This window comes from Actinomadura rubteroloni (assembly GCF_002911665.1).
GTDB classification, from domain to species: Bacteria; Actinomycetota; Actinomycetes; order Streptosporangiales; family Streptosporangiaceae; genus Spirillospora; species Spirillospora rubteroloni.
This window is the reverse complement of sequence record NZ_MTBP01000006.1, coordinates 115680-141270: the sequence shown is the minus strand read 5'-3', so window position 1 is coordinate 141270 and position 25591 is coordinate 115680. Positions and strand designations below refer to the sequence as shown.

The window sequence follows — 25591 nt, the reverse complement described above, 5'->3', positions numbered from 1 at the left end:
GTGGACCCGATTGTGACGGTGCTCAGTAACAAGCCCGGGGTCGATCTGGGCGAGCAGGCGCCGGGGGCGCCCGCGGCCCCGGTCGCGACGGCCGAACGCCGCTCGTTCGGCGCGAGCGTGCGCGCCTACGTGGCGCTCACCAAGCCGCGCGTGATCGAGCTGCTCTTGATCACGACCATCCCGGTCATGTTCCTCGCCGCCGGCGGCGTCCCCCCGCTGCGCACGGTCCTGCTGACGTTCGCGTTCGGCGCCATGTCGGCGGGCGCGGCGAACGCGGTCAACTGCTACATCGACCGCGACATCGACGCCAAGATGCGCCGCACCCGGCGCCGTCCGCTGGCGCGCGCGCAGGTCACGCCCGCACGCGCGCTGGTGTTCGGGATCACGCTCGGCGTCGCGTCCACGGCGGGCTTCGCGCTGACGGTCGACGTGTTCGCCGCCGCGCTGTCGCTGTTCGCGATCCTGTTCTACATCTTCGTGTACTCGCTGCTGCTCAAGCGCCGGACGTCGCAGAACGTCGTGTGGGGCGGCATCGCGGGGTGCATGCCCGTCCTCATCGGGTGGGCCGCGATCACGCACGGGCTGAGCCTGACGCCGTTCGTGCTGTTCGGCGTCGTGTTCCTGTGGACGCCGCCGCACACCTGGACGCTCGCCATGCGCTACCGCGAGGACTACGCGGTCGCCAAGGTGCCGATGCTGCCGGTCGTCGCGACCGAGCGCCGCGTCGTGATCGAGAGCCTGGTCTACACCTACGCGACCGTCCTGTGCTCGCTGGCGCTGTGGCCGGTGGCCGGGATGGGACCGGTGTACGGGGCCGTCGCGGTCGTCCTCGGGCTGGCGTTCCTCGCCGAGGGGCACCGGCTGCTGCGGGACGTGCTGGCCGGTGTGACGGGCGTCCACCTGCGACCGATGCGGTTCTTCCACCTCTCCAACGTGTACCTCGCGCTGCTGTTCGCGGCGGTCGCGGTCGACCCGCTGCTGCGCTGACCGTCCCGGCGCCGGACGGCCCCGCCCGCGCCGCCGCCCGCCCTGTCCGGTTACGCTCCCGGTATGGCGCAGGTTGACCCGAAGGCGGTGCTGGAGGGCCGGGTGCCGGGACGTCCCCCGGTCCTGCTCATCCTCGGCCTGTTCGGCTGCTCGGTGTGCGCGCTGCTCGCGCTGGCGCTGGACGCGCTGTCGGGCGGCAGCGGGTTCTGGGCCGGGCTCGTGCTGGCGATGCTGCCGATCCCGCTGCTGGTCGCCCTCGTCCTCACCCTGGACCGGATGGAGCCCGAGCCGCCGCGCGCGCTCGCGTTCTCGTTCATGTGGGGCGCCGGGGTCGCGGTGTTCGGCGCGCTCGTGCTCAACACGCTCGGGCTGCTGTACGTGACCGTCCCGATCTTCGGGGAGACGCGGGGGCACTTCGTCAGCGCGACGTTCGGGGCGCCGGTCATCGAGGAGACGCTGAAGGGCGCGGTGCTGTTCGGCCTGCTGTGGCTGCGCCGCAACGAGATCGACGGGTTCGCCGACGGCGTGATCTACGCCGGGATGGTCGGGCTCGGCTTCGCGATGATGGAGAACGTCACCTACTACATGCGCGCCTACGAGGACGGCGGCGCGCAGGCGCTCCAGGCCGTGTTCGTGCTGCGCGGGCTCGTCGTGCCGTTCAGCCACCCGCTGTTCACGTCCATGACCGGGCTCGGCGTCGCCTACGCCGCCACGCACCGGCGCGGGCAGCTCGCCGCGCCGCTGCTCGGCCTGCTCGGGGCGATGCTGCTGCACGGGCTGTGGAACGGGTCCACCGCGTTCGGCGGGACGGGCCTCGCGATCGTGTACGTGCTGGACCTGTTCGTCCTGCTGGTCATCATCGGGATCGTGTCGGTGGAGCGGCGGGCGACCGTCCGCCGCATCGAGACCTACCTGCCCGCCTACGCCGCGACCGGGCTCGTCACGCCGCAGGACGTCCGGATGCTGCGGTCCCTGCGCTCGCGCCGGCACGCCCGCCGCTGGGCGAAGATGGTCGGCGGGCCGTTCGCGGCGCGCGCGATGAGCGACTACCAGCTCGCCGCGACCGAGTTGTCCCTGCTGCACAAGCGGGCCGAGCGCGGCGTCGCGGAGCCGGCCTGGTTCAGCGCCCGCCGCGACGCCCTGCTCGACCTCATGGACCTCGCCCGGCAGGCGTTCCTGCGGACCCCGCCCCGGCGGCCCGCCGCGCCGCCGTGGGCGCCGGGCGGGCCGTCGGGCTTCCTGCCGCAGGACCCGTCGCCCTACGGCTGACCGGGCCCGGCCGGGGGGTGGGTCGGGGCTGCGCCGGGCCGCCCGTACGATGAGTGCCGTGGCCGAACGCTCCGCTCCGAACCCGCTCCTGCGGGCCGTGGACGCCGTCTGGCGCCCCACCCCCGCCTCGCTCCGCCTGCTGGCGCTCCTCGGCGTCCTCGGCAACGCGGTCATCGTGGCGACCGGCGGCGCCGTCCGCGTCACCAAGTCCGGGCTCGGCTGCCCCACCTGGCCGCGCTGCACCGGCGACAGCCTCGTCCCGGCCGGCAACCCCGACCATCCGGCGCTCAACATGGGCATCGAGTTCGGGAACCGGCTGCTGACGTTCGTCGTGCTCGGCGTCGGGGTGCTGGTGTTCGTCGCGGCGCTGCGGCTCGTCCCGCGCCGCCGCGACCTCGTGCTGCTCGCGCTGGCGCAGCCGATGAGCGTGGTCGCGCAGGCCGTGATCGGCGGGATCGTCGTCCTGACGGACCTGCACCCGGCCGCCGTCGCGCTCCACTTCCTCGTCTCCCCGGCGCTGCTGGTGTTCTGCGTCGCGCTTTGGGTGCGGTCTGGCGAAGGCGATGAGGCGCCGCGCCGTCTCACCGGCCCCGGCCTGCGCGTGCTGACGTGGGCGCTGCTCGTCGCGGCGGGCGCGGTGCTCGTCGCGGGGACGGTCGTCACCGGGACGGGCCCGCACGCCGGGGACGCCGAGGCGCGCCGCTGGTCGTTCAACATCGAGGACGTCGCGCGGATCCACGGCGAGCTGGCCTGGGCGGTCGTGCTGCTGACGGTCGCGGTGCTCGGGTGGGCCGTCCGCGCCAAGGCCCCCGCCGCGCTGCGCCGCCGCGCCGCCGAACTGCTCGCGGTGGAGCTGGCGCAGGGCGTCATCGGCTACGTCCAGTACTTCAACGGCGTTCCGGGGCCGCTGGTCGTCGCGCACATGCTCGGCGCGGTCCTGCTGTGGATCGCCGCGCTGCGGGTGCTGTTCGCCACGCGGGAGCGCGGGCCGGTGCCGGTCGCGGCGCCCGAACCCGTACCGGCCCGCGAGGCGCCGCAGCCCGCCTGATCAGGCGCGCTCGGTTTTCGCGGCGAAGAACGCGCGCAGCCGGTCCAGCGGCCAGGTGTTGATCACGTCGTCGGGCGTCAGCCAGCCGCGCTGCGCGACGCCGACCCCGAACCGGATGTTGCGGTGGTCGCGCAGCGAGTGCGCGTCGGTGTCGACCGAGAACCGCACGCCGAGCCGCTTCGCGCGCCGGACGAGGTCGGCGGGCAGGTCCAGCCGGTCGGGGAAGCAGTCGATCTCCATCGCGGTGCCGGTGCGGGCGGCGGCGCGGAACACCTCGTCCCAGTCGGCGTCGACCGGGCCGCGGCGCCCGAGGGACCGCGTCGTCGGATGCCCGATGACGTGGACGTACGGGTTCTCGCACGCCCGGACGAACCGCCGCGTCATCGTGTCCTTGTCCTGGCGGAACTGGGAGTGCACCGACGCGACGCACACGTCGAACCCCGCCAGAAATTCGGCGTCCCAGTCCACGTTCCCGTCGCCGTCGATGTTCAGCTCGGTGCCGTGCAGGATCTCCAGCTCCGGCGTGCGCGCGTTCAGCGCCCGGATCCGCTCCCGCTGCGCGAGCATCTTCTCGCTGGTCATCCGCTGCATGACGAGGTTCGGCGCGTGGTCGGTGACGGCGTAGTACTCCAGGCCGCGCCCGATCGCCGCCCGCACCATCTCCTCCAGGGTCGCGGTGCCGTCGGTGAGGTCGGTGTGGCTGTGCAGGTCGCCGCGCAGGTCGTCCACGGTGACGAGCCGGGGCAGCTCGCCCGCCAGCGCCGCCTGGATCTCGCCGGCGTCCTCGCGCAGCGTCGGGTGGATCCACGGCAGGCCGAGCCGCGCGTAGACCTCCTCCTCGGTCTCCGACGCGATCAGCGCGCCGCTCTCGACGTCGAAGATCCCGTACTCCGACAGCCGCAGCCCGGCGCGCACGGCGATCTCCCGCGTCCGGACATTGTGCGCCTGCGATCCGGTGAAGTACTGGAGCGCCGCGCCCCACGCCTCGGGCGGGACGACCCGCAGGTCCACCTGGAGGCCGCGCGAAGTGCGGACTGACGTCTTCTTGTCGCCGCCCGCGATCACCTCGGTGACGAACGGCAGCGCGGTGAACGCCTCCATGACCGGACGCGGGTCATCGGTCGCGGCGAGGACGTCCACGTCGCCGATCGTCTCGCGCATCCGGCGCAGCGACCCGGCGAACGCGCAGCGCTCCACGCCGGGCACCTCGGCCAGGACGGCGACGATCTCGTCGGCGAGGTCGGCGGCGACGTCCACCAGCGACCGCTCGCCCGCCTGCCGCAGCAGCTCGATCCCGTGCCGGATGTTCTCCTCGGTCTTCGGGCCGAACCCCTTGAGCCCGCGCAGCCGTCCCCGGCCGATCGCGTCGGCCAGCTCGTCCACCGACGCGACGCCGATCTCGTCGTACAGCGCGAGCGCCTTCTTCGGCCCGAGCCCAGGGATCTCGGTGAGTGCGCGGACCCCGGCGGGGATGCGCGTCCGCAGCTCCTCGACCTGGCGGATCGTGCCGGTGGCGAGGTAGTCCTCGACCTTCTTGGCGATGGCCTCGCCCACCGACGGGATCTCCCGGAGCCGGGACGGCGGCAGGTCCGCGACGTCGTCGGGGTGGCCCTGCAACGACCGGGCGGCCTTCTCGTACGCGCGGATCTTGAACGCGTCGCCGCCCGTGATGGACAGCAGGTCCGCCAGTTCCCGCAGGAGGGCCGCAGCCTCGTCGTTCGCCCGTGCCATGGCCCCGAGTCTACGAACCGGGTCCGACACTCCCGGTGGGTGCGGTCAGCGCAGCGGCGCGACCGGCCCGCCCGGACGCGCCATGCGCTCCTCCACGACCGTGTCCACGACCGCCGCGATCTCGGTCTCGGGCAGCGCCCGGTAGCCGTCCGCGGTGACCACCGAGATCGACGGGTAGATCCGGCGGGACCGGTCCGGGCCGCCGGTGGCCGAGTCGTCGTCGGCGGCGTCGTACAGGGCCTCGACCGCGACGCGCGCGGCGTCCTCCACCGACAGGTCGGGCCGGTACAGCTTCTTCAGCGAGCCCTCGGCGAACGGGGAGCCCGAGCCGTCGGCGTGGAAGCCGCGCGCCCGCTGCGGCGCCCCGGTGATGTCGTAGGTGTAGATGTGCGCCTCGCCCCGGTCGGCGTCGTACCCGGCGAACAGCGGGACGACCGCGAGGCCCTGGAGCGCCTGCGCGAGGTTGGCCTGGATGACGGCGCCGAGCCGACGGGCCTTGCCCGGCAGCGACAGCGGGACCGTCTCCATCTTCTCGTAGTGCTCCAGCTCGACCTGGAACAGCCGGACCATCTCCAGCGCGAGGCCGACGGTGCCCGCGAACGCCACGACGGAGAACTCGTCGGCGCGCTGCACCTTGTCCAGCTCGCGGTAGGCGATGACGTTGCCCTGGGTGGCGCGGCGGTCGCCCGCCATCATGACCCCGCCGGGGAACGTGAGCGCGAGGACGGTCGTGCCGTGCGGCAGGTCGAGGCGGTCCTGCGGGCGGACTCGGTTGACGGGCAGCAGCTCGGGGGCGCGCTGCCGCAGGAAGTCCACGAAGGAGGGCGTGCCCGGCTCGAACAGCTCGGGGGAGAGCCCCTGGTCATCGGCCCAGCCGTTCACGGTGGCTCCTCACGCTCGGTTCCGTCCGGTCTTTCCGATCCTTCCATGCCCGGACGGGCACCCGCCACTCGCCGCTCAGCCGGTGCCGCGCGTGCCGAGCGTCGCGCCCGCCGACGCGACGATCACGCAGCCGATCGCGGCCCACTGCCGCCCGCCGAGCACCTCGCCGAGCAGCAGGACGCCGACGAGCGCCGCCACGGCCGGTTCCAGGCTCATGAGGACGCCGAAGACGCGCGGCGGGACGCGGCGCAGCGCCTCCATCTCCAGCGAGTACGGGATCACCGACGACAGGACGCCGACGCCGAGGCCGAGGAGCAGCAGCCGCCAGTCCAGCAGGGCCGTCCCGCCCGCCGCCACGCCGAACGGCACCGCGACGGCCGCCGCGACGACGCTGGCGGCGGCCAGGCCCGTGGAGCCCGCGAACCGGCGTCCGGTGGCTGCGCTCAGCAGGATGTAGCAGGCCCAGCCGACGCCCGCGAGCAGCGCGAGCCCGACGCCGACCAGGTCCAGGTGGTCGCCGCCGCGCGCGAGCAGGACGACGCCCGCGCCCGCGAGCAGCGCCCAGCCGACGTCCCGGACGCGCCGGGACGCGGCCACCGCGACGGCGAGCGGCCCGAGGAACTCGATCGTCACCGCCGCGCCGAGCGGGATCCGGGCCATCGCCTGGTAGATCGCGGTGTTCATCACGCACAGCGAGACGCCGAACCCGGCGGCGACCGCGAGGCTGCGCGGGGAGTGGTCGGCGAGGACGGTCCGCAGCGCCCGCCGCGCCAGGAACGCGAGGACGACCGCCGACGTCAGCAGCCGCAGGAACACGACGGCGCTCGGCGGCAGCCGGTCGAACAGGTGCTTGGCGATCCCGGCGCCGATCTGCACCGACAGGATCCCGAGCAGGATCAGCGCGGGCGGCGGGACGGCCCCGGCCGACAGGGCGCGCGGACGGCGCGGCAGCCGCCCGGCCGGGGGACCGTCCGCCGCGGCGAGGGTCACTCCCACCGGAAGAACCGCGCGGCGAGCGCCAGCCCGGCGACCGCCCACACGGAGAGGACGAGCAGCGGCCCGCCGGGCAGCGTGTGGCCGTCGCGCAGGACGTCGCGGAGCCCGTCGGCGAGCGCGGAGACCGGCAGCAGCTCCAGCGCCGACCGGACCCCGGACGGGAACCGGTCCAGCGGGAACACCACGCCGCCCGTCGCGAGCAGCAGGACGTAGACGAGGTTGGCGGCGGCGAGCGTCGCCTCGGCGCGCAGCGTCCCCGCCATGAGCAGGCCGAACCCGCTGAACGCGGCGGTGCCGAGCAGCAGCAGGACGAGCACCGACAGCGGGTCGCCGTGCGGGTGCCAGCCGAGCGCGAACGCGACGGCGCAGATCACGACGGCCTGCAGCGCCTCCACCAGCACGACCGTGAGGGTCTTGGCGGCGATGAGGCCCGCGCGCGGCAGCGGCGTCGCGCCGAGCCGCCGCAGCACGCCGTAGCGGCGCTCGAACCCGGTGCCGATCGCCTGCCCGGTGAACGCGGTGGACAGGACGGCGAGCGCGAGGATCCCCGGCGTGAGGAACCCGACGCGCGGGCCGGGGCCGAGGTCGAGCAGGGACGTCCCGCCGAACAGCAGGAGCAGGACGACCGGGATGATCAGCGTGAGGAGGAGCTGTTCCCCGTTGCGCAGCAGCGCGCGGACCTCGTAGCCGGTCTGCGCGGCGATCATCCGGGGCGCGCTCACGGCGCCGGGCGCGGGGGTGAGGTCGAGGACGGCGGTCATCCGCGCAGCTCCCGTCCGGTGAGTTCGAGGAAGACGTCCTCCAGCGTGCGGCGCTCGATGCGCAGGTCGTCGGCGCGGACGTCGTGGGCGGCGCACCACGCGGTGACGGTGGCGAGCAGTTCGGGGCCGAGGTCGCCCTCGACCAGGTAGTGCCCGGCGGGCGACTCCTTGGCGGCGCTGCCCGGCGGGAGCGCGGCCAGCAGCTCGTCGGTGCCGAGGCCGGGACGGGCGCGGAAGCGGAGCTGGCGCTCGGCGCCGGTCAGTTCGGCGGGCGCCCCGGCGGACACGACCCGGCCGCCGTCGATGATCACGACGCGGTCGGCGAGGCGCTCGGCCTCCTCCATGTGGTGGGTCGTGAGGACGACCGACACCCCGGCCGACCGCAGCTCCTCGACGAGTTCCCAGGTGGCGAGCCGGGCCTGCGGGTCCAGGCCGGTGGTGGGCTCGTCCAGGAAGACCAGCTCGGGCCGTCCGACGACGGCGACGGCGAGCGACAGCCGCTGCTGCTGCCCGCCCGACAGCCGCCGGAACGGCGTCTTCGCGTGCTGGGTGAGGCCGAGGCGCTCCAGCAGCGCGCCCGGGTCCAGCGGGGCGGTGTGGAAGGACGCCACGAGCCGCAGGAACTCCCCGGCGCGGGCCGTCCCCGGCACGCCGCCCGACTGCGGCATCACGCCGACGCGGGCCTTCAGCGCGCGGGCGTCGGCGACCGGGTCCAGGCCGAGCACCGCGACGCGGCCGGCGTCGGCGCGGCGGAAGCCCTCGCAGATCTCGATCGTCGTGGTCTTGCCCGCGCCGTTCGGGCCGAGCAGCGCGGTGACCGCGCCGCGCTCGGCGCGCAGCGACAGCCGGTCGACCGCGGTGACCGCGCCGTAGCGCTTGACCAGCTCGTCCAGGACGAGCGCGCCGTCGTCGGGGGGTGCCATGCGCACGAGTCTAGGTCGGGGGGCCGCGCGGTTCGCGCGCAGGTCGGTGCGGCACGGGGACCGGTTTTCGGCCGCGACCGCTCGGGTATTCCCTGCGTACCGCATTGACCACGGAGCGTGATCGGCCTGTCGGGGGGACGCATGGGGGAGCCGGGGACGTCGGCGGTCGAGGCCGTCGGAGCGCCGCCCGGCGCACGCCTCGGGCTGCCGCAGGCGACCGCGCTGGTCGTCGGGAACGTCGTCGGCACCGGGATCTTCCTGCTCCCGGCCTCGCTCGCCGCCGTCGGGACGATCAGCCTGCCCGTCCTCGCGGTCACGACGGCGGGCGCGATGGCGGTCGCGGTCGTCCTCGGCCGCCTCGGCGCCCGGATCCCCGCCGGCGGCGGCCCCTACGCCTACGCCCGCGACGCGTTCGGCGAGTTCGCCGGGTTCTGGACGGCCTGGTCGTTCTGGCTGACGGCCTGGGCCGGGAACGCCGGGGCCGCCGTCGCGTGGGTCGGCTACGTCGACTACTTCCTCGGCTGGCACGGGACGACGGCCGGGGTCGTCCTCGGCCTCGCCGGGATCTGGGCGGCGGCGGCCGTCAACCTGACCGGCGTGCGGAGCATGGGACGGTTCCAGCTCGCCACGACCGTCCTGAAGTTCCTGCCGCTCGTGCTCGTCGCCGTCGCCGGGCTGTTCTTCCTGGACGCCGCCAACTTCGGCCCCCTGGTCGAGGGCGGCGGGTCGGCGTGGGACGCGGCGTGGCTCGCGGCGGGCCTCATCCTGTTCGCCTACTCCGGCATGGAGAGCGTCGCGATCGTCGCCGAGCGGCTGGCCGACCCGGCGCGCGACGTCGGGCGCGCGAGCGTCCTCGGCGTCGCGGCGTGCGGGGCGCTCTACCTGCTCGTGACGGTGGCCGTGTTCGGGACCGTCCCGCACGACCGGCTCGCGCACAGCACCGCGCCGTTCGCCGACGCGGTCGAGGCGATGGCGGGCGGCGGGCTCGGCGGCGAGCTGTGGGGCGGCGTGCTGGCCGCGTGCGCGATCGTGGCGGGCCTCGGCGTCCTCAACGGCTGGACGCTGCTGGTCGCCGAGATGCCGCTCGCGGCGGCCCGGGACGGCATGTTCCCGCGCGCGTTCGCCCGGCTGACCCCGCGCGGAGTGCCCGCCGTCGGCGTCGTCACCGGCGCGGCCCTGACGTCGCTGATGCTCGTGTTCGCCTACGCGTCGGAGAACGCGTTCGCGACGATCCTGCTGTTCGCCTCCTTCACCTCCGCCCTCCCGTACTTCTTCTCGGCCGCCGCGCAGCTCCTGTGGCTGCGCACGCGCGGCCGGTCCGCGCACCGCCGCCGGGCCTTCGCGGACGCCGCGGTCGCCGTCGCGGCGCTGCTGTTCGCGACCGCGATGGTCTACGGCGCGGGGGAGCGGGCGGTGATGCTGGGCGTCCTCGCGCTGCTGGCGGGCGTCCCGGTCTACATCCGGGCCAAGGCGCGGCGCGGCGAGTACGGCCCGCGCGAGACGGCCGTCCAGGGCTCCTGACCGGCCGCACGACAGAACGGAGCGACATGGCCTTCACTCTGCGGGGCCGCAGCTACCTGCGGGAACTCGACCTGACGCCGAAGGAGTTCCGGTTCCTGCTCGACCTCGCCGCCGACCTGAAGGCGGCCAAGTACGCGGGCACCGAGCGGCCCCTGCTGACGGGCAAGAACATCGCGCTGATCTTCGAGAAGACCTCGACGCGGACGCGCTGCTCGTTCGAGGTCGCTGCCCACGACCAGGGCGCCCACGTGACGTACCTCGACCCGTCCGGTTCGCAGATCGGGCACAAGGAGTCGATGAAGGACAGCGCCCGCGTCCTCGGCCGCCTGTTCGACGCGATCGAGTACAGGGGGTCGCGCCAGGCGTACGCGGAGGAGCTGGCCCGCTACTCGGGCGTCCCGGTGTGGAACGGGCTCACCGACGACTGGCACCCGACGCAGATGCTCGCCGACATGCTCACGATGCGCGAGCACAGCGACAAGCCCCTGGACGAGATCACGTTCGCCTACCTCGGGGACGCCCGCAACAACATGGGCCACTCCTACGTCGCGGCGGGCGCGCAGTGCGGCATGAACGTGCGGATCGTCGCGCCGCGCGAGCTGTGGCCCGACGACGACCTGGTCGTCCGGCCCGCCCGCGCCGTCGCCGACCGGACCGGCGCCGACCTCGTGATCACCGAGGACGTCGCGGCGGGCGTCCGGGGCGCCGACTTCGTCCTCACCGACGTGTGGGTGTCGATGGGCGAGCCCGCCGAGGTGTGGAACGACCGCATCCGGCTGCTGCGGCCCTACCAGGTCAACGCCGACGTGCTGCGCGCGACGGGGAACCCGGATGTCAAGTTCATGCACTGCCTCCCGGCCTTCCACGACCGGCACACCGTCGTCGGCGAGGACGTCTACCAGAAGACCGGCCTGGAGGCGCTGGAGGTCACCGACGACGTGTTCGAGTCCGACGCCTCGATCGTGTTCGACGAGGCCGAGAATCGGATGCACACGATCAAGGCCGTGATGGTCGCGACGCTCGCCTGACCGGCGGCGGGCGACGGAAGGGAGGCCGCGATGCGCATCGTCGTCGCGCTCGGCGGGAACGCGCTCATGCGGCGCGGGGACCGGCCGGACGCCGATCTCCAGCGGGCCAACGTGGTGGCGGCGGTGAAGTCGCTGGCACCGCTCGCCGCGAAGCACGAGATGATCCTGACGCACGGGAACGGGCCGCAGGTCGGGGTGCTGGCGCTGGAGAGCGTCAACGACCCGAACCTCACCCGGCCCTATCCGCTGGACACGATCGGCGCCGAGACGCAGGGCATGATCGGCTACTGGATCCTCCAGTCGCTGCAGAACGCGCTGCCGGGCCGCCAGGTGCTCGCGATGCTCAACCAGACGCTGGTGTCGGCGGTGGACCCGGCGTTCGAGGACCCCGCCAAGTTCGTCGGGCAGGTCTACACGCACGAGGAGGCCGTCCGGCTCGCCCGCGAGTTCGGCTGGACGGTCAAGCCGGACGGCGACCACTGGCGGCGCGTCGTCCCCTCGCCCCGGCCGCAGCGCGTCATCGAGACGCGGCTGATCCACCAGCTCGTCCGGGGCGGGACGGTCGTGGTGTGCGCGGGCGGCGGCGGGGTTCCGGTCTTCCGCAACGACGTCGGCCAGCTCGAAGGCGTCGAGGCCGTCATCGACAAGGACCTGACGGCGGCCGTCCTCGCCGAGGCGCTGGAGGCCGACGCGTTCCTCATCCTCACCGACGTCCCGCGCGTCCTGCGCGGCTACGGGACGCCGGAGGAGGAGGAGATCAAGCACACGACCCCGCACGAGCTGCGGTCCGAGCAGTTCCCCGCCGGGTCGATGGGGCCGAAGGTCGAGGCGGCGGCCGGGTTCGTGGAGCGCACCGGCGACATGGCGGCGATCGGCCGGCTCGACCAGTGCGTCCAGATTTTGGACGGCACGGCGGGCACGATCGTCACGCCCAACGCCACCTGGCCCCTGGCGAGCACGCTCTGAGCGGCGTGCGGGCGCTGCTGCGCAGCCTCGTCCGGACGAAACCGGTGGACCGGCTCGTCCGGGAGAGCGGCGCGGGCGAGGGCGGCGAGCTGAAGCGGACCATGAGCCCGCTCCAGCTCACGCTGTTCAGCGTCGGCGCGACGCTCGGCACCGGCATCTTCGTCGTGCTCGGGGAGGCGGTGCCGCTCGCCGGCCCGGCCGTCGTCGTGGCGTTCCTGCTGGCGGCCGTCACCGCGCTGTTCTCCGCGCTGTCCTACGCCGAGCTGGCCGGGACGATCCCGCTGTCGGGCTCGTCCTACTCCTACTCCTACGCGACGCTCGGCGAGCTGGTCGCGTGGGTGTCGGGCTGGTGCCTGATGCTGGAGTACGCGGTGTCGGTCTCGGCGGTCGCGGTCGGCTGGGGCCAGTACCTCAACGACCTGTTCGACCAGGGGTTCGGGTACACGCTCCCGGCGGCGATCAGCAGCCCGCCGGGCGAGGGCGGGTTGGTCAACGTCCCGGCGGTGGTGATCGTCGTGCTGTCGGCGCTCCTGCTGCTGCGCGGGACGTCCGAGAGCGCGACCGTCAACGTCGTCATGGTGTTCCTGAAGACCGGCGTGCTGCTGTTTTTCTGCGCGGTCGCGTTCACGGCGTTCCGGTCCGGCAACGTGAAGCCGTTCGCGCCGCTGGGGTTCGCCGGGGTCAGCGCGGCCGGGTCGAAGGTGTTCTTCTCCTACATCGGCTTCGACGCGGCGTCCACGGCCGGGGAGGAGGCGCGCAACCCCCGGCGCGACCTGCCGCTCGCGATCGTCGCGTCGCTGGCGATCGTCACTGCGCTGTACGTGCTGGTCGCGCTGGCGGCCGTGGGCGCGATGCCGCTGAGCGCATTCAAGGAGAGCGGCGGCGAGGCGTCGCTGGCGACCGTGCTGGAACGCGCCACCCACGCGACCTGGCCGTCGGTCGTCCTGTCGCTCGGCGCGGTGATCGCCATCGCCAGCGTCGTCCTGACGGTCATGTACGGGCAGACGCGCATCCTGTTCGCGATGTCGCGGGACGGGCTCATCCCGCCGATCTTCCAGCGCGTCCACCCGCGCAGCCGGGTGCCCGTCGCCAACACCGTGATCGTCGCCGGGTTCATCGCCGTGCTCGGCGCGGCCGTCCCGCTCGGCCGGCTCACCGACGCGACCAGCATCGGCACGCTGTTCGCGTTCGCGATGGTCAACGTCGGCGTGATCGTGCTGCGCCGGACGCGCCCGGACATGCCGCGCGGCTTCCGCACGCCGTTCTTCCCCGTCACGCCGCTGCTCGGCGTCGCGTTCTGCGGCTACCTGATGGTGAAGCTCAGCGGCGTCACCTGGGTCGTGTTCTCGCTCTGGACGCTCGGCGGGCTCGTCGCCTACTTCCTCTACGGCCGCCGCCACTCCCGCCTGAACAGCGACCCCGGAGGCACGCCATGACCCCGGCGCCCGTCCTCGCCGGCTACACCGCCGACGAGCGCGGCGACGACGCGCTCGCCCTCGCCGACCTGTACGCCCGCGCGACCGGGGCGCGGCTGACCGTCGCGAACGTCCGGCCGCCCGGCTGGCCCGCGCGCGGCCCCGGCTCGGTCGACGCCGAATGGACGGCCTACCTGCGCGAACACTCCGCCGAAGTGCTCGACCGGGCCGCCGGGCAGCTCGGCGAGCGCGCCGACACCGGCTACGTCTCCCACCCGCACCGGGGCAGCGGCCGGGGCCTGGCCGAGGCGGCCCGCGCCGCCGGGGCCGGGCTGATCGTCATCGGGTCCGCGCCGGGCGGCCGGCGCGGCGGCGTCGCCGTCGGCAGCACCGCCGACCAGCTCCTGCACGGCGCGCCCGTGCCCGTCCTGCTGGCCCCGCTCGGCTTCGCCGACGCCCCGCCGCCCCGGCTGGAGCGGCTGACCGTCGCCTACCGCCGGGGCCGGGAGGACCCGCTGCCCGGCGCGGCCCGCCTGGCCGCCGCGCTGGACGCGCCCGTCCGGCTGGTCTCGCTCGTGCCGCGCCCGGCGGGGCTGCCCGCCCGGTTCCGGCGGGGCGCCGAGGACGTCGTCGCCCGCGCGCTCGCCGCGGCCGAGGAGGACCTGGCCGACGCGGCCGCCCGGCTGCGCGACCGGCTCCCCGCCGGCCTCGCGATCACGACGGAGGCGGCCGAGGGCGCCGGGATCGGCGCGGCCCTGCGCTCGCTCGTCCTGCTTCCCGGGGAACTGCTGGCCTGCCAGTCGAGCCACGACGGACCCATCCGTAAGGTGTTCCTCGGCGAAAGCTCCGGAAAAATCGTGCGCGCCGCCTCCTGCCCCATCGTCGTGCTGCCGCGCGGAAGCCTTCCGGAATGACCGGTGCCACGGCCCTTTCCGCCTTATTAGGTAAGGCTTACCTGCGTGAGGGACGACATCGGACGTTCCGTTGGTGGCCGGGAAGCAATTAGGGCACACTGACGTTGTGAAAAACGTGAGCGAGGAGACGAACGCCGGAACCGCGGACGCGCGGCCCGTCGGCGCGCCGTCGGGCCAGCGGGAGCGCGACACGCGCGCCCGCGTCGCCCGGCACATCCTCGAACACGGGCCGATCACGGCGTCCGCGCTCGGCGAGCTGATGGGCCTGACGCCCGCGGCCGTCCGCCGGCACCTGGACGCCCTGCTCGCCGAGGGCATGATCGAGATCCGCCGGGCGCGACCGCAGTCGCGGCGCGGCCGGGGCCGTCCGGCCAAGTGGTTCGCGATCACCGAGTCCGGCCGGAGCGCCTTCGTCCACGCCTACGACGACCTCGCGACCAGCGCGCTGCGGTTCCTCGCCGAGACGGCGGGGGAGCGCGCGGTGGCCGAGTTCGCCCGGCGCCAGATCGGCGAGCTGGAACGCCGGCACCGTCCCGCCGTCCAGGCCGCCCCGCCGCACCAGCGGGTCCGCAGGCTGGCCGAGGCGCTGTCGGGCGACGGCTACGCCGCCGCCGCGGGCAAGGCGCCGCCGCCGGGCGGCGGCGAGCAACTGTGCCAGCACCACTGCCCGGTCGCGCACGTCGCGGCCGAGTTCCCGCAGCTCTGCGAGGCCGAGACCGAGGCGTTCAGCCGGATGCTCGGCACCCCGGTGCAGCGGCTCGCGACGATCGCCCACGGCGACGGCATCTGCACGACCCACGTCAGCCCGCGTTCCCTGTGCGCAGGGAACGGCGCCGACGCGACCACGACCGACGAGGAGTCCGGGAGGACCTCCCTATGACGACGGCTGCCCACCCTGAGCTGGAAGGGCTCGACCGGTACAAGTTCGGCTGGGCCGACACCGACACCGCCGGCGCGTCCGCCCGCCGCGGCCTGAACGAGGACGTCGTCCGCGACATCTCGGGCAAGAAGGGCGAGCCGGACTGGATGCTCGACCTGCGCCTCAAGGGCCTCCGGCTGTTCGACAAGAAGCCGATGCCGAGCTGGGGATCGGACCTGTCGGACATCGACTTCGACAACATCAAGTACTTCGTCCGCTCCACCGAGAAGCAGGCGGCCTCCTGGGAGGAACTGCCGGAGGACATCAAGAACACCTACGACAAGCTCGGCATCCCCGAGGCGGAGAAGCAGCGCCTCGTCGCCGGCGTCGCCGCCCAGTACGAGTCCGAGGTCGTCTACCACAAGATCCGTGACGACCTGGAGGAGAAGGGCGTCATCTTCGTCGACACCGACACCGGCCTCCGCGAGCACCCGGAGATCTTCCAGGAGTACTTCGGCTCGGTGATCCCGGTCGGCGACAACAAGTTCGCCGCGCTGAACACGGCGGTGTGGTCGGGCGGGTCGTTCATCTACGTCCCGCCGGGCGTCCACGTCGAGATCCCGCTCCAGGCCTACTTCCGGATCAACACCGAGAACATGGGCCAGTTCGAGCGGACGCTGATCATCGCCGACGAGGGCTCCTACGTCCACTACGTCGAAGGTTGTACCGCTCCGATCTACAAGTCGGACTCGCTGCACTCGGCCGTGGTCGAAATCGTCGTGAAGAAGGACGCCCGCGTCCGCTACACGACGATCCAGAACTGGTCGAACAACGTCTACAACCTCGTCACCAAGCGCGCCGTCGCCTACGAGGGCGCGACGATGGAGTGGGTCGACGGCAACATCGGCTCCAAGGTCACGATGAAGTACCCCGCCGTCTACCTGCTCGGCGAGCACGCCAAGGGCGAGACGCTGTCGATCGCGTTCGCCGGCGAGGGCCAGCACCAGGACGCGGGCGCCAAGATGGTCCACGCCGCGCCGAACACCTCCAGCAGCGTCGTGTCCAAGTCGGTGGCGCGCGGCGGCGGCCGGACGTCCTACCGCGGGCTCGTCCAGATCCAGGAGGGCGCGGCGCACAGCAAGGCCACGGTCAAGTGCGACGCGCTGCTCGTGGACCAGATCAGCCGGTCCGACACCTACCCCTACGTGGACGTCCGCGAGGACGACGCCGAGATGGGGCACGAGGCCACGGTCTCCAAGGTGTCCGACGACCAGCTCTTCTACCTGATGAGCCGCGGCCTCAGCGAGGACGAGGCCATGGCGATGATCGTCCGCGGGTTCGTGGAGCCGATCGCGCGCGAGCTGCCGATGGAGTACGCGCTCGAACTGAACCGCCTGATCGAGCTGCAGATGGAAGGGGCCGTCGGCTGATGGGTCTGGAACAGCGGCCCGTCTCGACACTGCACGAGCGGGCGTCCTTCGACGTCGCCGACTTCGAGGTCCCGACCGGACGCGAGGAGGAGTGGCGGTTCACCCCGCTGCGCCGCCTGCGCGGCCTGCACAACGGGGCCGCCGAAGCGCACGGCAAGGTCATCGCCGAGGCCGTCGCGGCGGCCGGCGCGACCGTGGAGACGGTCGGCCGCGAGGACCCGCGCCTCGGCCGCTCGTTCGTCCCGGGCGACCGGGTCAGCGCGCAGGCGTGGGCGTCGTTCGCCCAGGCCACGATCGTGACCGTCCCGAAGGAGACCGAGCTGACCGAGCCGGTCGTCCTGCGCCTGCGCGGCGAGGACGCCTCGGCCGCGTCGTTCGGGCACACCGCCGTCGTGCTGGAGCCGTTCGCGCGGGCCACCGTCGTGCTGGAGCACCGCGGCTCGGCGACCTACGCCGACAACGTCGAGTTCGTCGTCGGCGACGGCGCCTCGCTGTCGGTGATCGGCCTCCAGGACTGGGACGACGACACCGTCCACGTGTCCTACCAGCACGCGCGGCTCGGCCGGGACGCCCGGTTCGTCTCGCACAACGTCACGCTCGGCGGCGACCTCGTGCGGATCTCCCCGTCGGTCGTCTACGACGGCCCCGGCGGGGACGCCGAGCTGTACGGCGTCTACTTCGCCGACGGCGGCCAGCACCTGGAGCACCGGCTGTTCGTGGACCACGACCGGCCGCGCTGCCGCAGCCGCGTCGACTACCGGGGCGCGCTGCAGGACGCCGACGCGCACGCCGTGTGGATCGGGGACGTCGTGATCCGCGCGGAGGCCGAGGGCACCGACACCTACGAGCTGAACCGCAACCTCGTCCTCACCGACGGGACCCGCGTCGACTCGGTGCCGAACCTCGAGATCCTGACCGGCGAGGTCGTCGGGGCGGGGCACGCCTCGGCGTCCGGCCGCCTGGACGACGAGCACCTGTTCTACCTCCAGGCGCGCGGCATCCCCGCCGACGAGGCCCGCCGCATGGTGGTCCGCGGGTTCCTCGGGCAGCTCGTGGAGCGCATCGAGGTCCCCGAGGTCCGCGCGAAGGTCGAGGAAGCGATCGAGGCGGAGCTGGACCGATGAGCTTCGTGAAGGTCTGCCCGCTGGCGGAGGTCCCGGCCGACGGCGCGCTCGCGGTCGAGATCGGCGGCACGCCCGTCGCGGTCGTCCGCGCCGGCGACGACGTGTTCGCCGTGAACGACATCTGCTCGCACGCCGAGGTCTCCTTGTCCGAGGGCGAGGTCTACAACGGCACGATCGAGTGCTGGCTGCACGGATCGTGCTTCGACCTGCGCACCGGCAAGCCCACCAACCCGCCGGCGACCCAGCCGGTGGCCACGTACCGCGTGAAGGTCGAGGACGGCGACGTGTACGTCGCGCTCGGCTCCGACGACTGATCCACGAAGAGAGCGCACACAGTTATGGCCACGCTTGAGATCCGCGACCTCCACGTCTCCGTCGGGGAAGGCGCCGAAGGCGCGAAGGAGATCCTGCGCGGGGTCGACCTGACCATCCGGGCCGGCGAGACCCACGCGATCATGGGGCCCAACGGGTCCGGGAAGTCCACGCTCGCCTACGCCATCTCGGGGCACCCGAAGTACACGGTGACCTCCGGGAGCGTGACGCTGGACGGCGAGGACGTCCTCGCGATGAGCGTGGACGAGCGCGCCCGCGCCGGGCTGTTCCTCGCGATGCAGTACCCGGTCGAGGTGCCGGGGGTGTCGGTGTCGAACTTCCTGCGCTCGGCCGTCACCGCCGTGCGCGGCGAGGCGCCGAAGCTGCGCGACTTCACCAAGGAGATGAAGGGCGCGATGGACGCGCTGTCCATCGACCCGGCGTTCGCCCAGCGCAGCCTGAACGAGGGCTTCTCCGGCGGTGAGAAGAAGCGCCACGAGATCCTGCAGCTCGAAATGCTGAAGCCGCGGATCGCGGTGCTGGACGAGACCGACTCCGGCCTCGACGTGGACGCGCTGAAGGTCGTGTCCGAGGGCGTGAACCGGTTCGGCGCGGGCGGCGACACCGGCGTCCTGCTCATCACCCACTACACGCGGATCCTGCGGTACGTGAAGCCGGACTTCGTCCACGTCTTCGCGGGCGGCCGGGTCGTCGCGGCGGGCGGCCCCGAGCTGGCCGACGTGCTGGAGAACGAGGGCTACGAGAAGTACGTCAAGGCGGGCGCGTCGTCATGACCGGGACCACCCAGGACGCGGGGCTGCTCCCCGCCGAGCTGAAGAAGGACTTCCCGCTCCTGCAGCGCACGGTCCGCGGCGGGCGTCCGCTCGTCTACCTGGACTCGGGCGCGACGTCGCAGAAGCCCGCCGCCGTGCTGGACGCCGAACGCGAGTTCTACGAGCGGCACAACGCGGCCGTCCACCGGGGCGCGCACCTGCTCGGCGAGGAGGCCACCGACGCGTTCGAGGGCGCCCGCGCCACGATCGCGACGTTCATCGGCGCGGTCCCCGGCGAGATCGTCTTCACGCGCAACGCGACCGAGGCGCTGAACCTCGTCGCGTACTCGATGAGCAACGCCGCGACGTCCGGCCCGGAGGCCGAGCGGTTCCGGCTCGGCCCCGGCGACGAGGTCGTCGTCACCGAGATGGAGCACCACGCCAACCTGGTGCCGTGGCAGCAGCTCTGCCGCCGCACCGGGGCGACGCTGCGCTGGTTCGGCCTCACCGACGACGGCCGGCTCGACCTGGACGACCTCGACGGGCTCGTCAACGAGCGGACCCGGCTGGTCGCGCTGACCCACCAGTCCAACGTCCTCGGGACGATCACGCCGGTCGAGGCCATCGCCGCCCGCGCCCACGCCGTCGGCGCGCTCGTCGTGGTGGACGCGGCGCAGTCCGTCCCGCACATGCCGGTGGACGTCACCGCGCTCGGCGCCGACCTGCTCGCCTTCTCCGGCCACAAGATGCTCGGCCCGACCGGCATCGGCGTCCTGTGGGGCCGCCGGGAACTGCTGGAGGCGATGCCGCCGTTCATCACCGGCGGCTCGATGATCGAGGTCGTGCGGATGGAGGAGTCGACGTTCCTGCCGCCGCCGCAGCGGTTCGAGGCCGGGTCGCCGAACGTCGCGCAGGCCGTCGGGCTCGGCGCGGCCTGCGACTACCTGTCCGAACTCGGGATGGACCGCGTCCACGCGCACGAGGAGATCCTGCTCGGGTACGCGCTGGAGCGCCTCGGCGAGATCCCGGGCGTGCGGATCGTCGGCCCGGGGACGGTCGAGTCGCGCGGCGGCGCGGTGTCGTTCGTCGTGGACGACATCCACCCGCACGACGTGGGCCAGGTGCTGGACGAACTGGGCGTCGAGGTCCGGGTCGGGCACCACTGCGCGGCGCCGATCTGCCGCCGGTACGGCATCCCGGCCACGACGCGCGCGAGCCTGTACGTCTACAACACCCTGGCCGACGTCGACGCGTTGGCCGACGGGGTGCGGCACGCCCAGAAGTTCTTCGGAACAGCCTGAGCCCCGCGCCGGTTGTCCCCCCGGAGGGACAGGGAAAGGAAGCCATGCAGCTAGAGGCGATGTACCAGGAGGTCATCCTCGACCACTACCGCAACCCCCAGAACAAGGGGCTGCGGGAGCCGTTCGAGGGCGAGGCGCACCACGTCAACCCGACGTGCGGCGACGAGGCGACGGTGCGCGTCCACCTGACCGGGGACGGCCCGGACGCGGTCGTCGCCGACGTCTCCTACGACGCGATGGGCTGCTCGATCAGCCAGGCCAGCGTGTCGGTCCTGACCGACCTGGTCATCGGCAAGTCCGTGAAGGACGCGCTGGCGATCGGCGACGCGTTCCTGGAGCTGATGCAGTCCCAGGGCAAGATCGAGCCGGACGAGGCCGTCCTGGAGGACGCCGTCGCCTTCGTCGGCGTGTCGAAGTACCCCGCGCGCGTGAAGTGCGCCCTGCTGGGCTGGATGACCTGGAAGGACGCGACCGCGCGCGCTCTTGGAGAGGCATCATGACCGACGACACCGCGGCCGAGGCCGCCCCGACCGAGGCCGTCCCCACCACGGGTGTGGACGCGCTCGCCGACGCCTCCCCCGAGGAGGAGGTGCTGGAGGCCCTGAAGGACGTGGTCGACCCCGAACTCGGCATCAACGTGGTCGATCTCGGGCTCGTCTACGGCGTCGACCTCAGCGACGGCGTCGCCACGCTCGACATGACGCTGACCAGCGCGGCGTGCCCGCTGACCGACGTCATCGAGGACCAGGCGCACAGCGCGCTGGCGGACCTGGTCTCCGACGTCAAGATCAACTGGGTGTGGCTGCCGCCGTGGGGCCCCGACAAGATCAGCGACGACGGCCGCGACCAGCTCAGGGCGCTCGGCTTCAACGTCTGACCGGTCCCGGGTCCCGCCGCGCGCGGGACCCGGGGCTCACAGCGCCCGGCCCGCCACCAGCGCCGAGAACGCGTAGGTGGCGCCCGCGATGAGCGCCAGCCACGCGAACGGCGTGACGTCCGCGCCGCGCAGCGCCTGCACGACGAGCGTCCCGACGATCGCGGCGGTCAGCACGTCGCCGGTCATCGCGGCCGAGCGCAGGTGCGCCCGCGCCCGGTGCCCGCTGCCGAACGCCTCGCTGAGCGGCAGTGCGGGCTCGTGCCGCCGGTAGCCGAGATGCGCGGCGTACCCGGCGAGCACCGCGAGCGCGACCAGGCCGGTCCGCCCGCGCCCGTCCAGGGCCAGGACGGCGCCCACCACCGCCCCGGCGGCGAGGACGAGGCCGGGGACCAGCCACCGGCTGAGACTGCGGCGTTCCGACGCGATCCACATGACCGACATCTTCCCCGATCGCGGATCACGCGGCGCGGGCAACGCGCCGGGCTCAGCCCGCCAGCACGCGGAACGGCGTCCCGACCGGGTCGCGGACGTCGGCGACGCGGCCGTAGGGGGAGTCCCACGGGTTGCCGGCGATGCCGCCCTCGTCCCGGACGACCGCGACGGCCCGGTCCGCGTCCTCCACCCCGAAGTAGGTCAGCCAGGACGTCGCGGGCGTGTCGGGCATGCCGTGGATTCCGCCGATGATGTGCCCGTCCGGCCGGGCGAGGGTCGTGTAGTCGAGGTCGTCGCTCGCCGGGAGCTGCTCGGCGTCGTGGTCGAACACGCTCGCGTAGAACCGCCGGGCGGCGCCCGGGTCGGCGGTGACCAGCTCGTTCCAGACGAGCGACCCGGGCTCGTTGACGAGTTCGGCCCCGGTGTGCGCGCGGCCCTCCCACAGCCCGAACCGCCCGCCCGCCGTGTCCTGGACGATCGCCATCCGGCCCTGGTCCATGACGTCGTCGGCGGGGACGGGCACCGAGCCGCCCGCGTCGGTCACTCGCCGGACGGTCGCGTCGCAGTCCTCGGCGGCGAAGTAGACCGTCCACCCGGGCACGCCGTCGTCGCCTTCCACCGGGCCCGGCATGATCGCGGCGACCTGACGGCCGTCCTTGCGGCACAGCGTGTAGTGGCCCGCCTCGGGGCCGAGTTCCTCGTAGTCCCAGCCGAGCAGGGCCGAGTAGAACTGCCGGGTCCTCGCGGGGTCGCTGGTGGTGAGGTCGAGCCAGTCCGGAGTCCCGGCGGGCGCGTTTCCGGTCAGATGGGTCATCGGTGCCTCCTCGCCGCCGGACGGTCCGGCGGTCGCGCCCCCTCCTGCCCGCCGGCCGCCCCGCGCACGCGCCCGACCTGGACCGGGACGACGTCGGAACGCCCGAGGCGGGCGCCTCCGCGCACGCGTGCGCGCCGCGCGGGCACGTCCCGTACACTTGATCGGGTGGTCGTGCTCCCGCCCTGACAGCCCCCGGGCGCGCCGCGGACCCCCCGCAGGCGAGCCGTTCCGTGCCGTCCGCCGAGCCTTCCGTCAGGGGAGCCCTGAGTCACTGTGATCATCGCCAACGACATCGAGCTGCGCGCCGGGTCCCGGCTGCTGCTGGAGGGCGTCACCTTCCGCGTCAACCCCGGCGACCGGGTCGGCCTGGTCGGCCGCAACGGCGCGGGCAAGACGACCCTCACCAAGGTGCTGGCGGGCGAGGCGCAGCCCGCCGGCGGGTCGGTGACGTCCTCGGGCGCCATCGGCTACCTCCCGCAGGACCCGCGCGGCGTGGACCTCTCCGAGCTGGCCCGGGACCGCATCCTGTCGGCGCGCGGCCTGGACGAGGTGATCCGCCAGCTCCGCGCCGCCGAGGAGGCGATGGCCACCGCGACCGGCGACGCGCGGGACAAGGCCGTCCGCAAGTACGGCCGCCTGGAGGACCGGCTGCACGTCCTCGGCGGCTACTCCGCCGAGGCCGAGGCCGCGTCGATCGCGTCCAGCCTCGGCCTGCCCGACCGCGTGCTCGGCCAGCCGCTCGGCACCCTGTCGGGCGGGCAGCGCCGCCGCGTCGAGCTGGCGCGGATCCTGTTCTCCGGCGCGGACACGCTGCTGCTGGACGAGCCCACCAACCACCTCGACGCCGACTCGATCGTGTGGCTGCGCGACTTCCTGAAGTCCCACCAGGGCGGCCTCGTGGTGATCAGCCACGACGTGGACCTGCTGGGCGTCGTCGTCAACCGCGTGTTCCACCTGGACGCCAACCGCAGCGTCATCGACCTCTACAACGTCGGCTGGAAGAAGTACCTGGAGCAGCGCGAGACCGACGAGCGCCGCCGCAAGCGCGAGACGGCCAACGCCCAGCGGCAGGCCGCGACGCTGCTGTCGCAGGCCGACAAGATGCGCGCGAAGGCGACCAAGGCCAAGGCCGCGCAGCAGATGGACCGCCGCGCCCGCCAGCTCCTCGCCGGGGTGGAGGGCGAGCGGCAGGCCGACAAGGTCGCCAAGATCCGCTTCCCGGACCCGGCGCCGTGCGGGAAGACGCCGCTCACCGCCGAGGGGCTGTCCAAGTCCTACGGCTCGCTGGAGATCTTCACCGACGTCGACCTCGCCATCGACCGGGGCAGCCGCGTCGTCGTCCTCGGCCTCAACGGCGCGGGCAAGACGACGCTGCTGCGGATGCTCGCGGGCGTCGACAAGCCCGACACCGGAGCGGTCATGGCCGGGCACGGCGCGCGGATCGGCTACTACGCGCAGGAGCACGAGACCCTGGACGTGGCCCGCTCGGTCTTGGAGAACATGCAGTCGGCCGCGCCCGACCTCGCTCCGGTCGAGGTCCGCAAGATCCTCGGCTCGTTCCTGTTCTCCGGCGACGACGTCGACAAGCCCGCGGGCGTCCTGTCGGGCGGGGAGAAGACCCGGCTCGCGCTGGCGATGCTCGTGGTGTCCAGCGCGAACGTCCTGCTCCTGGACGAGCCGACCAACAACCTCGATCCGGCCAGCCGCGCGGAGATCCTCGCCGCGCTGCGGACGTTCGCCGGCGCGATCGTCCTCGTCACCCACGACGAGGGCGCGGTCGACGCGCTGGCGCCGGAAAGAGTGATTTTGCTGCCCGATGGTGTGGAAGACATCTGGAGTGACGAGTTCGCCGATCTGGTGGCACTCGCGTGACCTGCACGGTGACTTCCGTCGATCTTTTATCTCCGAGTGGGTAGCCGAACGCGCGGGAATGACTGATCATGGCGGGGGATAACGCAGCGGTCACCACATCACTACGGGAGGTACTCGTGGCCGAGACCCTCAAGAAGGGCACCCGCGTGACCGGTGCCGAGCGCGACAAGCTGGCGACGGAGCTGAAGAAGAGGTACGACTCCGGCGAGAGCATCCGCGCCCTGGCAGCCGCCACCGGCCGCTCCTACGGCTTCATCCACCGGATCCTCACCGAGGCCGGCGTCAACCTGCGCGGTCGCGGCGGCGCGACGCGGGGCCGCAAGTCCTGACCCGGCGCCCGTCCCGGACGTGCCGCCCGCCCGCCTCGCCGCCGCGCCCGACCGAGTAGGGTTCGGTCGCGGCGGCGGCCGGGCGGACAGTCCCCCCGGACCCCGCCGCCGGACGGCGCCCGCGCGCGCCGCGCCGGTGACTGCTCCGAGGCGGAAGGGGAACACGATGGGGGACGCGCAGTACGCCGCGGGCCTGCCGGACGACGCCGCGCTGGCCGAGGCCGGGCTGCGGCTGGACGTCGACGGCGCCGTCGCGACCGTCACGCTGGACCGTCCCGAGCGCCGCAACGCGATGACGTTCGCGACCTGGCGCGCGCTCGCCGCGATCGGCCGCTCCCTGCCCGCCGACGTGCGCGTCGTCGTGCTGCGGGGGGAGGGGCCCTCGTTCTCGGCGGGCATCGACCTGTCGATGTTCTCCGGGGGCGGCGGCTTCCCGGCGGGCGAGGACGACCTGGACGCGTTCATCGCCGACCTCCAGGAGGGCTTCACCTGGCTGCGGCGCCCCGAGTTCGTCACCGTCGCGGCGGTCCACGGCCACGCGATCGGGGCGGGCTTCCAGCTCGCGCTGGGCTGCGACATCCGCGTCGTCGCCGACGACGTGAAGTTCTGCATGAAGGAGCCCGCGCTCGGGCTCGTCCCCGACCTGACCGGCACCAAGCCGCTGGTGGAGATCGTCGGGGTGAACCGGGCGCTGGAGCTGTGCCTGACGGCCCGGACGGTCGGCGCCGAGGAGGCCGCCCGGCTCGGCCTGGCGGAGATCACCGCGCCCGCCGGGGAACTGGACAAGGCCGTCGCCGACCTGGTGGCGTCGCTGCTCGCGGTGAACGCGGGCGCGGCGGTCGCGACCAAGCGGCTGCTGCTGGAGGCGCCCGGCAACGACCTGGCGGCGCAGTGCGCGGCCGAGCGGCGCGAGCAGGCCGGGCGGCTCCGCGAGATGTTCGGCGGCCTGCCCGGCTGATCACGGCGCGGCCCGGCCCGGATCCCCGATCAGGGGTCCGGGCCGTCCTGTTTTCAGCCGATAGCGGAC

Annotated in this window: 25 protein-coding genes and 1 pseudogene; 19 read left to right on the top strand and 7 right to left on the bottom strand. The window is 73.5% G+C overall.

The genetic code is table 11. The features are described from left to right. Window positions 1-12: 12 nt before the first annotated feature. The 3 genes from BTM25_RS28690 to BTM25_RS28680 all read left to right on the top strand — a co-directional run bounded on the left by BTM25_RS28690 (window position 13) and on the right by BTM25_RS28680 (window position 3304). Window positions 13-987 carry a heme o synthase gene (locus BTM25_RS28690; RefSeq protein ID WP_103566783.1) on the top strand — a complete coding sequence of 325 codons (975 nt, stop codon included), beginning with the start codon at window positions 13-15 and terminating at the stop codon, window positions 985-987. Window positions 988-1050: 63 nt separating this feature from the next. After that, on the top strand, window positions 1051-2256 hold the full coding sequence (locus BTM25_RS28685; protein WP_103566781.1) for a PrsW family intramembrane metalloprotease: 1206 nt from the start codon (window positions 1051-1053) through the stop codon (window positions 2254-2256). A 49-nt stretch (window positions 2257-2305) separates the two neighbouring features. Beyond that, window positions 2306-3304 carry a COX15/CtaA family protein gene (locus tag BTM25_RS28680; RefSeq protein ID WP_103566780.1) on the top strand — a complete coding sequence of 333 codons (999 nt, stop codon included), beginning with the start codon at window positions 2306-2308 and terminating at the stop codon, window positions 3302-3304. On the opposite strand, the gene polX is transcribed toward BTM25_RS28680, so the two are convergent. From polX to BTM25_RS28655, 5 genes are all read right to left on the bottom strand, one after another. After that, a complete protein-coding gene (gene polX / locus BTM25_RS28675; protein ID WP_103566778.1) occupies window positions 3305-5035 on the bottom strand; it encodes a DNA polymerase/3'-5' exonuclease PolX in 1731 nt (576 codons plus the stop codon). It lies immediately after the preceding gene. 45 nt (window positions 5036-5080) lie between these two features. Further along, entirely contained in the window at window positions 5081-5917 is an 837-nt protein-coding gene (gene prcB, locus BTM25_RS28670) for a proteasome subunit beta (protein WP_103566777.1), read from the bottom strand. Window positions 5918-5992: 75 nt separating this feature from the next. Continuing rightward, window positions 5993-6907, bottom strand: coding sequence for an EamA family transporter (locus BTM25_RS28665; RefSeq protein ID WP_103566775.1), 915 nt, complete (start codon window positions 6905-6907; stop codon window positions 5993-5995). Further along, window positions 6904-7674, bottom strand: a complete 771-nt coding sequence (locus BTM25_RS28660) for an ABC transporter permease (RefSeq protein ID WP_103566774.1) — start codon at window positions 7672-7674, stop codon at window positions 6904-6906. The genes BTM25_RS28665 and BTM25_RS28660 overlap by 4 nt, the downstream gene beginning before the upstream one ends. Then, a complete protein-coding gene (locus BTM25_RS28655) occupies window positions 7671-8597 on the bottom strand; it encodes an ABC transporter ATP-binding protein (RefSeq protein ID WP_103566772.1) in 927 nt (308 codons plus the stop codon). The genes BTM25_RS28660 and BTM25_RS28655 overlap by 4 nt, the downstream gene beginning before the upstream one ends. Before the next feature lie 141 nt (window positions 8598-8738). On the opposite strand from BTM25_RS28655, the gene BTM25_RS28650 reads away from it, so the two are divergent. The 13 genes and pseudogenes from BTM25_RS28650 (at window position 8739) to BTM25_RS28590 (ending at window position 21117) form a co-directional block, all read left to right on the top strand. Continuing rightward, complete coding sequence (locus BTM25_RS28650) at window positions 8739-10118, top strand: APC family permease (protein ID WP_103566770.1); 1380 nt, start codon at window positions 8739-8741, stop codon at window positions 10116-10118. Window positions 10119-10144: 26 nt separating this feature from the next. Next, window positions 10145-11146, top strand: coding sequence for an ornithine carbamoyltransferase (argF, locus tag BTM25_RS28645; RefSeq protein WP_103566769.1), 1002 nt, complete (start codon window positions 10145-10147; stop codon window positions 11144-11146). A gap of 30 nt (window positions 11147-11176) precedes the next feature. Continuing rightward, a complete protein-coding gene (arcC, locus tag BTM25_RS28640; RefSeq protein ID WP_103566768.1) occupies window positions 11177-12112 on the top strand; it encodes a carbamate kinase in 936 nt (311 codons plus the stop codon). Between the two features lie 5 nt (window positions 12113-12117). Further along, window positions 12118-13548, top strand: a complete 1431-nt coding sequence (locus tag BTM25_RS28635) for an amino acid permease (RefSeq protein WP_235828754.1) — start codon at window positions 12118-12120, stop codon at window positions 13546-13548. Continuing rightward, the gene (locus BTM25_RS28630; RefSeq protein ID WP_103566766.1) at window positions 13545-14441 is read left to right on the top strand and encodes a universal stress protein; all 897 of its coding nucleotides are present in this window, start codon (window positions 13545-13547) and stop codon (window positions 14439-14441) included. The genes BTM25_RS28635 and BTM25_RS28630 overlap by 4 nt, the downstream gene beginning before the upstream one ends. 73 nt (window positions 14442-14514) lie before the next feature. Next, window positions 14515-14784 (top strand): annotated as a pseudogene (locus BTM25_RS31010) (helix-turn-helix domain-containing protein); the annotation flags it as partial. Window positions 14785-15317: 533 nt separating this feature from the next. Then, window positions 15318-16730 carry a Fe-S cluster assembly protein SufB gene (sufB, locus tag BTM25_RS28620; RefSeq protein WP_103566763.1) on the top strand — a complete coding sequence of 471 codons (1413 nt, stop codon included), beginning with the start codon at window positions 15318-15320 and terminating at the stop codon, window positions 16728-16730. Further along, complete coding sequence (gene sufD, locus BTM25_RS28615) at window positions 16730-17854, top strand: Fe-S cluster assembly protein SufD (RefSeq protein ID WP_103566761.1); 1125 nt, start codon at window positions 16730-16732, stop codon at window positions 17852-17854. Before sufB ends, sufD begins: the two co-directional genes overlap by 1 nt. Beyond that, complete coding sequence (locus BTM25_RS28610; RefSeq protein ID WP_103566760.1) at window positions 17851-18168, top strand: non-heme iron oxygenase ferredoxin subunit; 318 nt, start codon at window positions 17851-17853, stop codon at window positions 18166-18168. Before sufD ends, BTM25_RS28610 begins: the two co-directional genes overlap by 4 nt. Before the next feature lie 24 nt (window positions 18169-18192). Continuing rightward, window positions 18193-18960, top strand: a complete 768-nt coding sequence (sufC, locus tag BTM25_RS28605) for a Fe-S cluster assembly ATPase SufC (RefSeq protein WP_103566758.1) — start codon at window positions 18193-18195, stop codon at window positions 18958-18960. Beyond that, complete coding sequence (locus tag BTM25_RS28600; RefSeq protein ID WP_103566756.1) at window positions 18957-20240, top strand: cysteine desulfurase; 1284 nt, start codon at window positions 18957-18959, stop codon at window positions 20238-20240. The genes sufC and BTM25_RS28600 overlap by 4 nt, the downstream gene beginning before the upstream one ends. A 44-nt stretch (window positions 20241-20284) precedes the next feature. Continuing rightward, a complete protein-coding gene (gene sufU / locus BTM25_RS28595; protein ID WP_103566755.1) occupies window positions 20285-20740 on the top strand; it encodes a Fe-S cluster assembly sulfur transfer protein SufU in 456 nt (151 codons plus the stop codon). Beyond that, a complete protein-coding gene (locus tag BTM25_RS28590; protein ID WP_103566753.1) occupies window positions 20737-21117 on the top strand; it encodes a metal-sulfur cluster assembly factor in 381 nt (126 codons plus the stop codon). The genes sufU and BTM25_RS28590 overlap by 4 nt, the downstream gene beginning before the upstream one ends. A gap of 36 nt (window positions 21118-21153) precedes the next feature. Here the strand turns inward: BTM25_RS28590 and BTM25_RS28585 are convergent, their stop codons facing one another. Together BTM25_RS28585 and BTM25_RS28580 are read right to left on the bottom strand one after the other, a co-directional pair. After that, a complete protein-coding gene (locus BTM25_RS28585) occupies window positions 21154-21549 on the bottom strand; it encodes an ABC transporter permease (RefSeq protein ID WP_103566752.1) in 396 nt (131 codons plus the stop codon). A 52-nt stretch (window positions 21550-21601) separates the two neighbouring features. Next, window positions 21602-22363 (bottom strand): VOC family protein, encoded by a 762-nt coding sequence (locus BTM25_RS28580; protein WP_103566750.1) that lies wholly within the window; start codon window positions 22361-22363, stop codon window positions 21602-21604. A gap of 273 nt (window positions 22364-22636) precedes the next feature. Between BTM25_RS28580 and BTM25_RS28575 the strand changes: the two genes are divergently transcribed. The 3 genes from BTM25_RS28575 to BTM25_RS28565 all read left to right on the top strand — a co-directional run bounded on the left by BTM25_RS28575 (window position 22637) and on the right by BTM25_RS28565 (window position 25522). Then, entirely contained in the window at window positions 22637-24235 is a 1599-nt protein-coding gene (locus tag BTM25_RS28575; protein ID WP_103566749.1) for an ABC-F family ATP-binding cassette domain-containing protein, read from the top strand. Window positions 24236-24351: 116 nt separating this feature from the next. Further along, window positions 24352-24564, top strand: coding sequence for a helix-turn-helix domain-containing protein (locus BTM25_RS28570; RefSeq protein WP_103566747.1), 213 nt, complete (start codon window positions 24352-24354; stop codon window positions 24562-24564). Between the two features lie 166 nt (window positions 24565-24730). Continuing rightward, window positions 24731-25522 (top strand): enoyl-CoA hydratase/isomerase family protein, encoded by a 792-nt coding sequence (locus tag BTM25_RS28565; protein WP_103566745.1) that lies wholly within the window; start codon window positions 24731-24733, stop codon window positions 25520-25522. The last annotated feature ends 69 nt before the right edge of the window (window positions 25523-25591 follow it).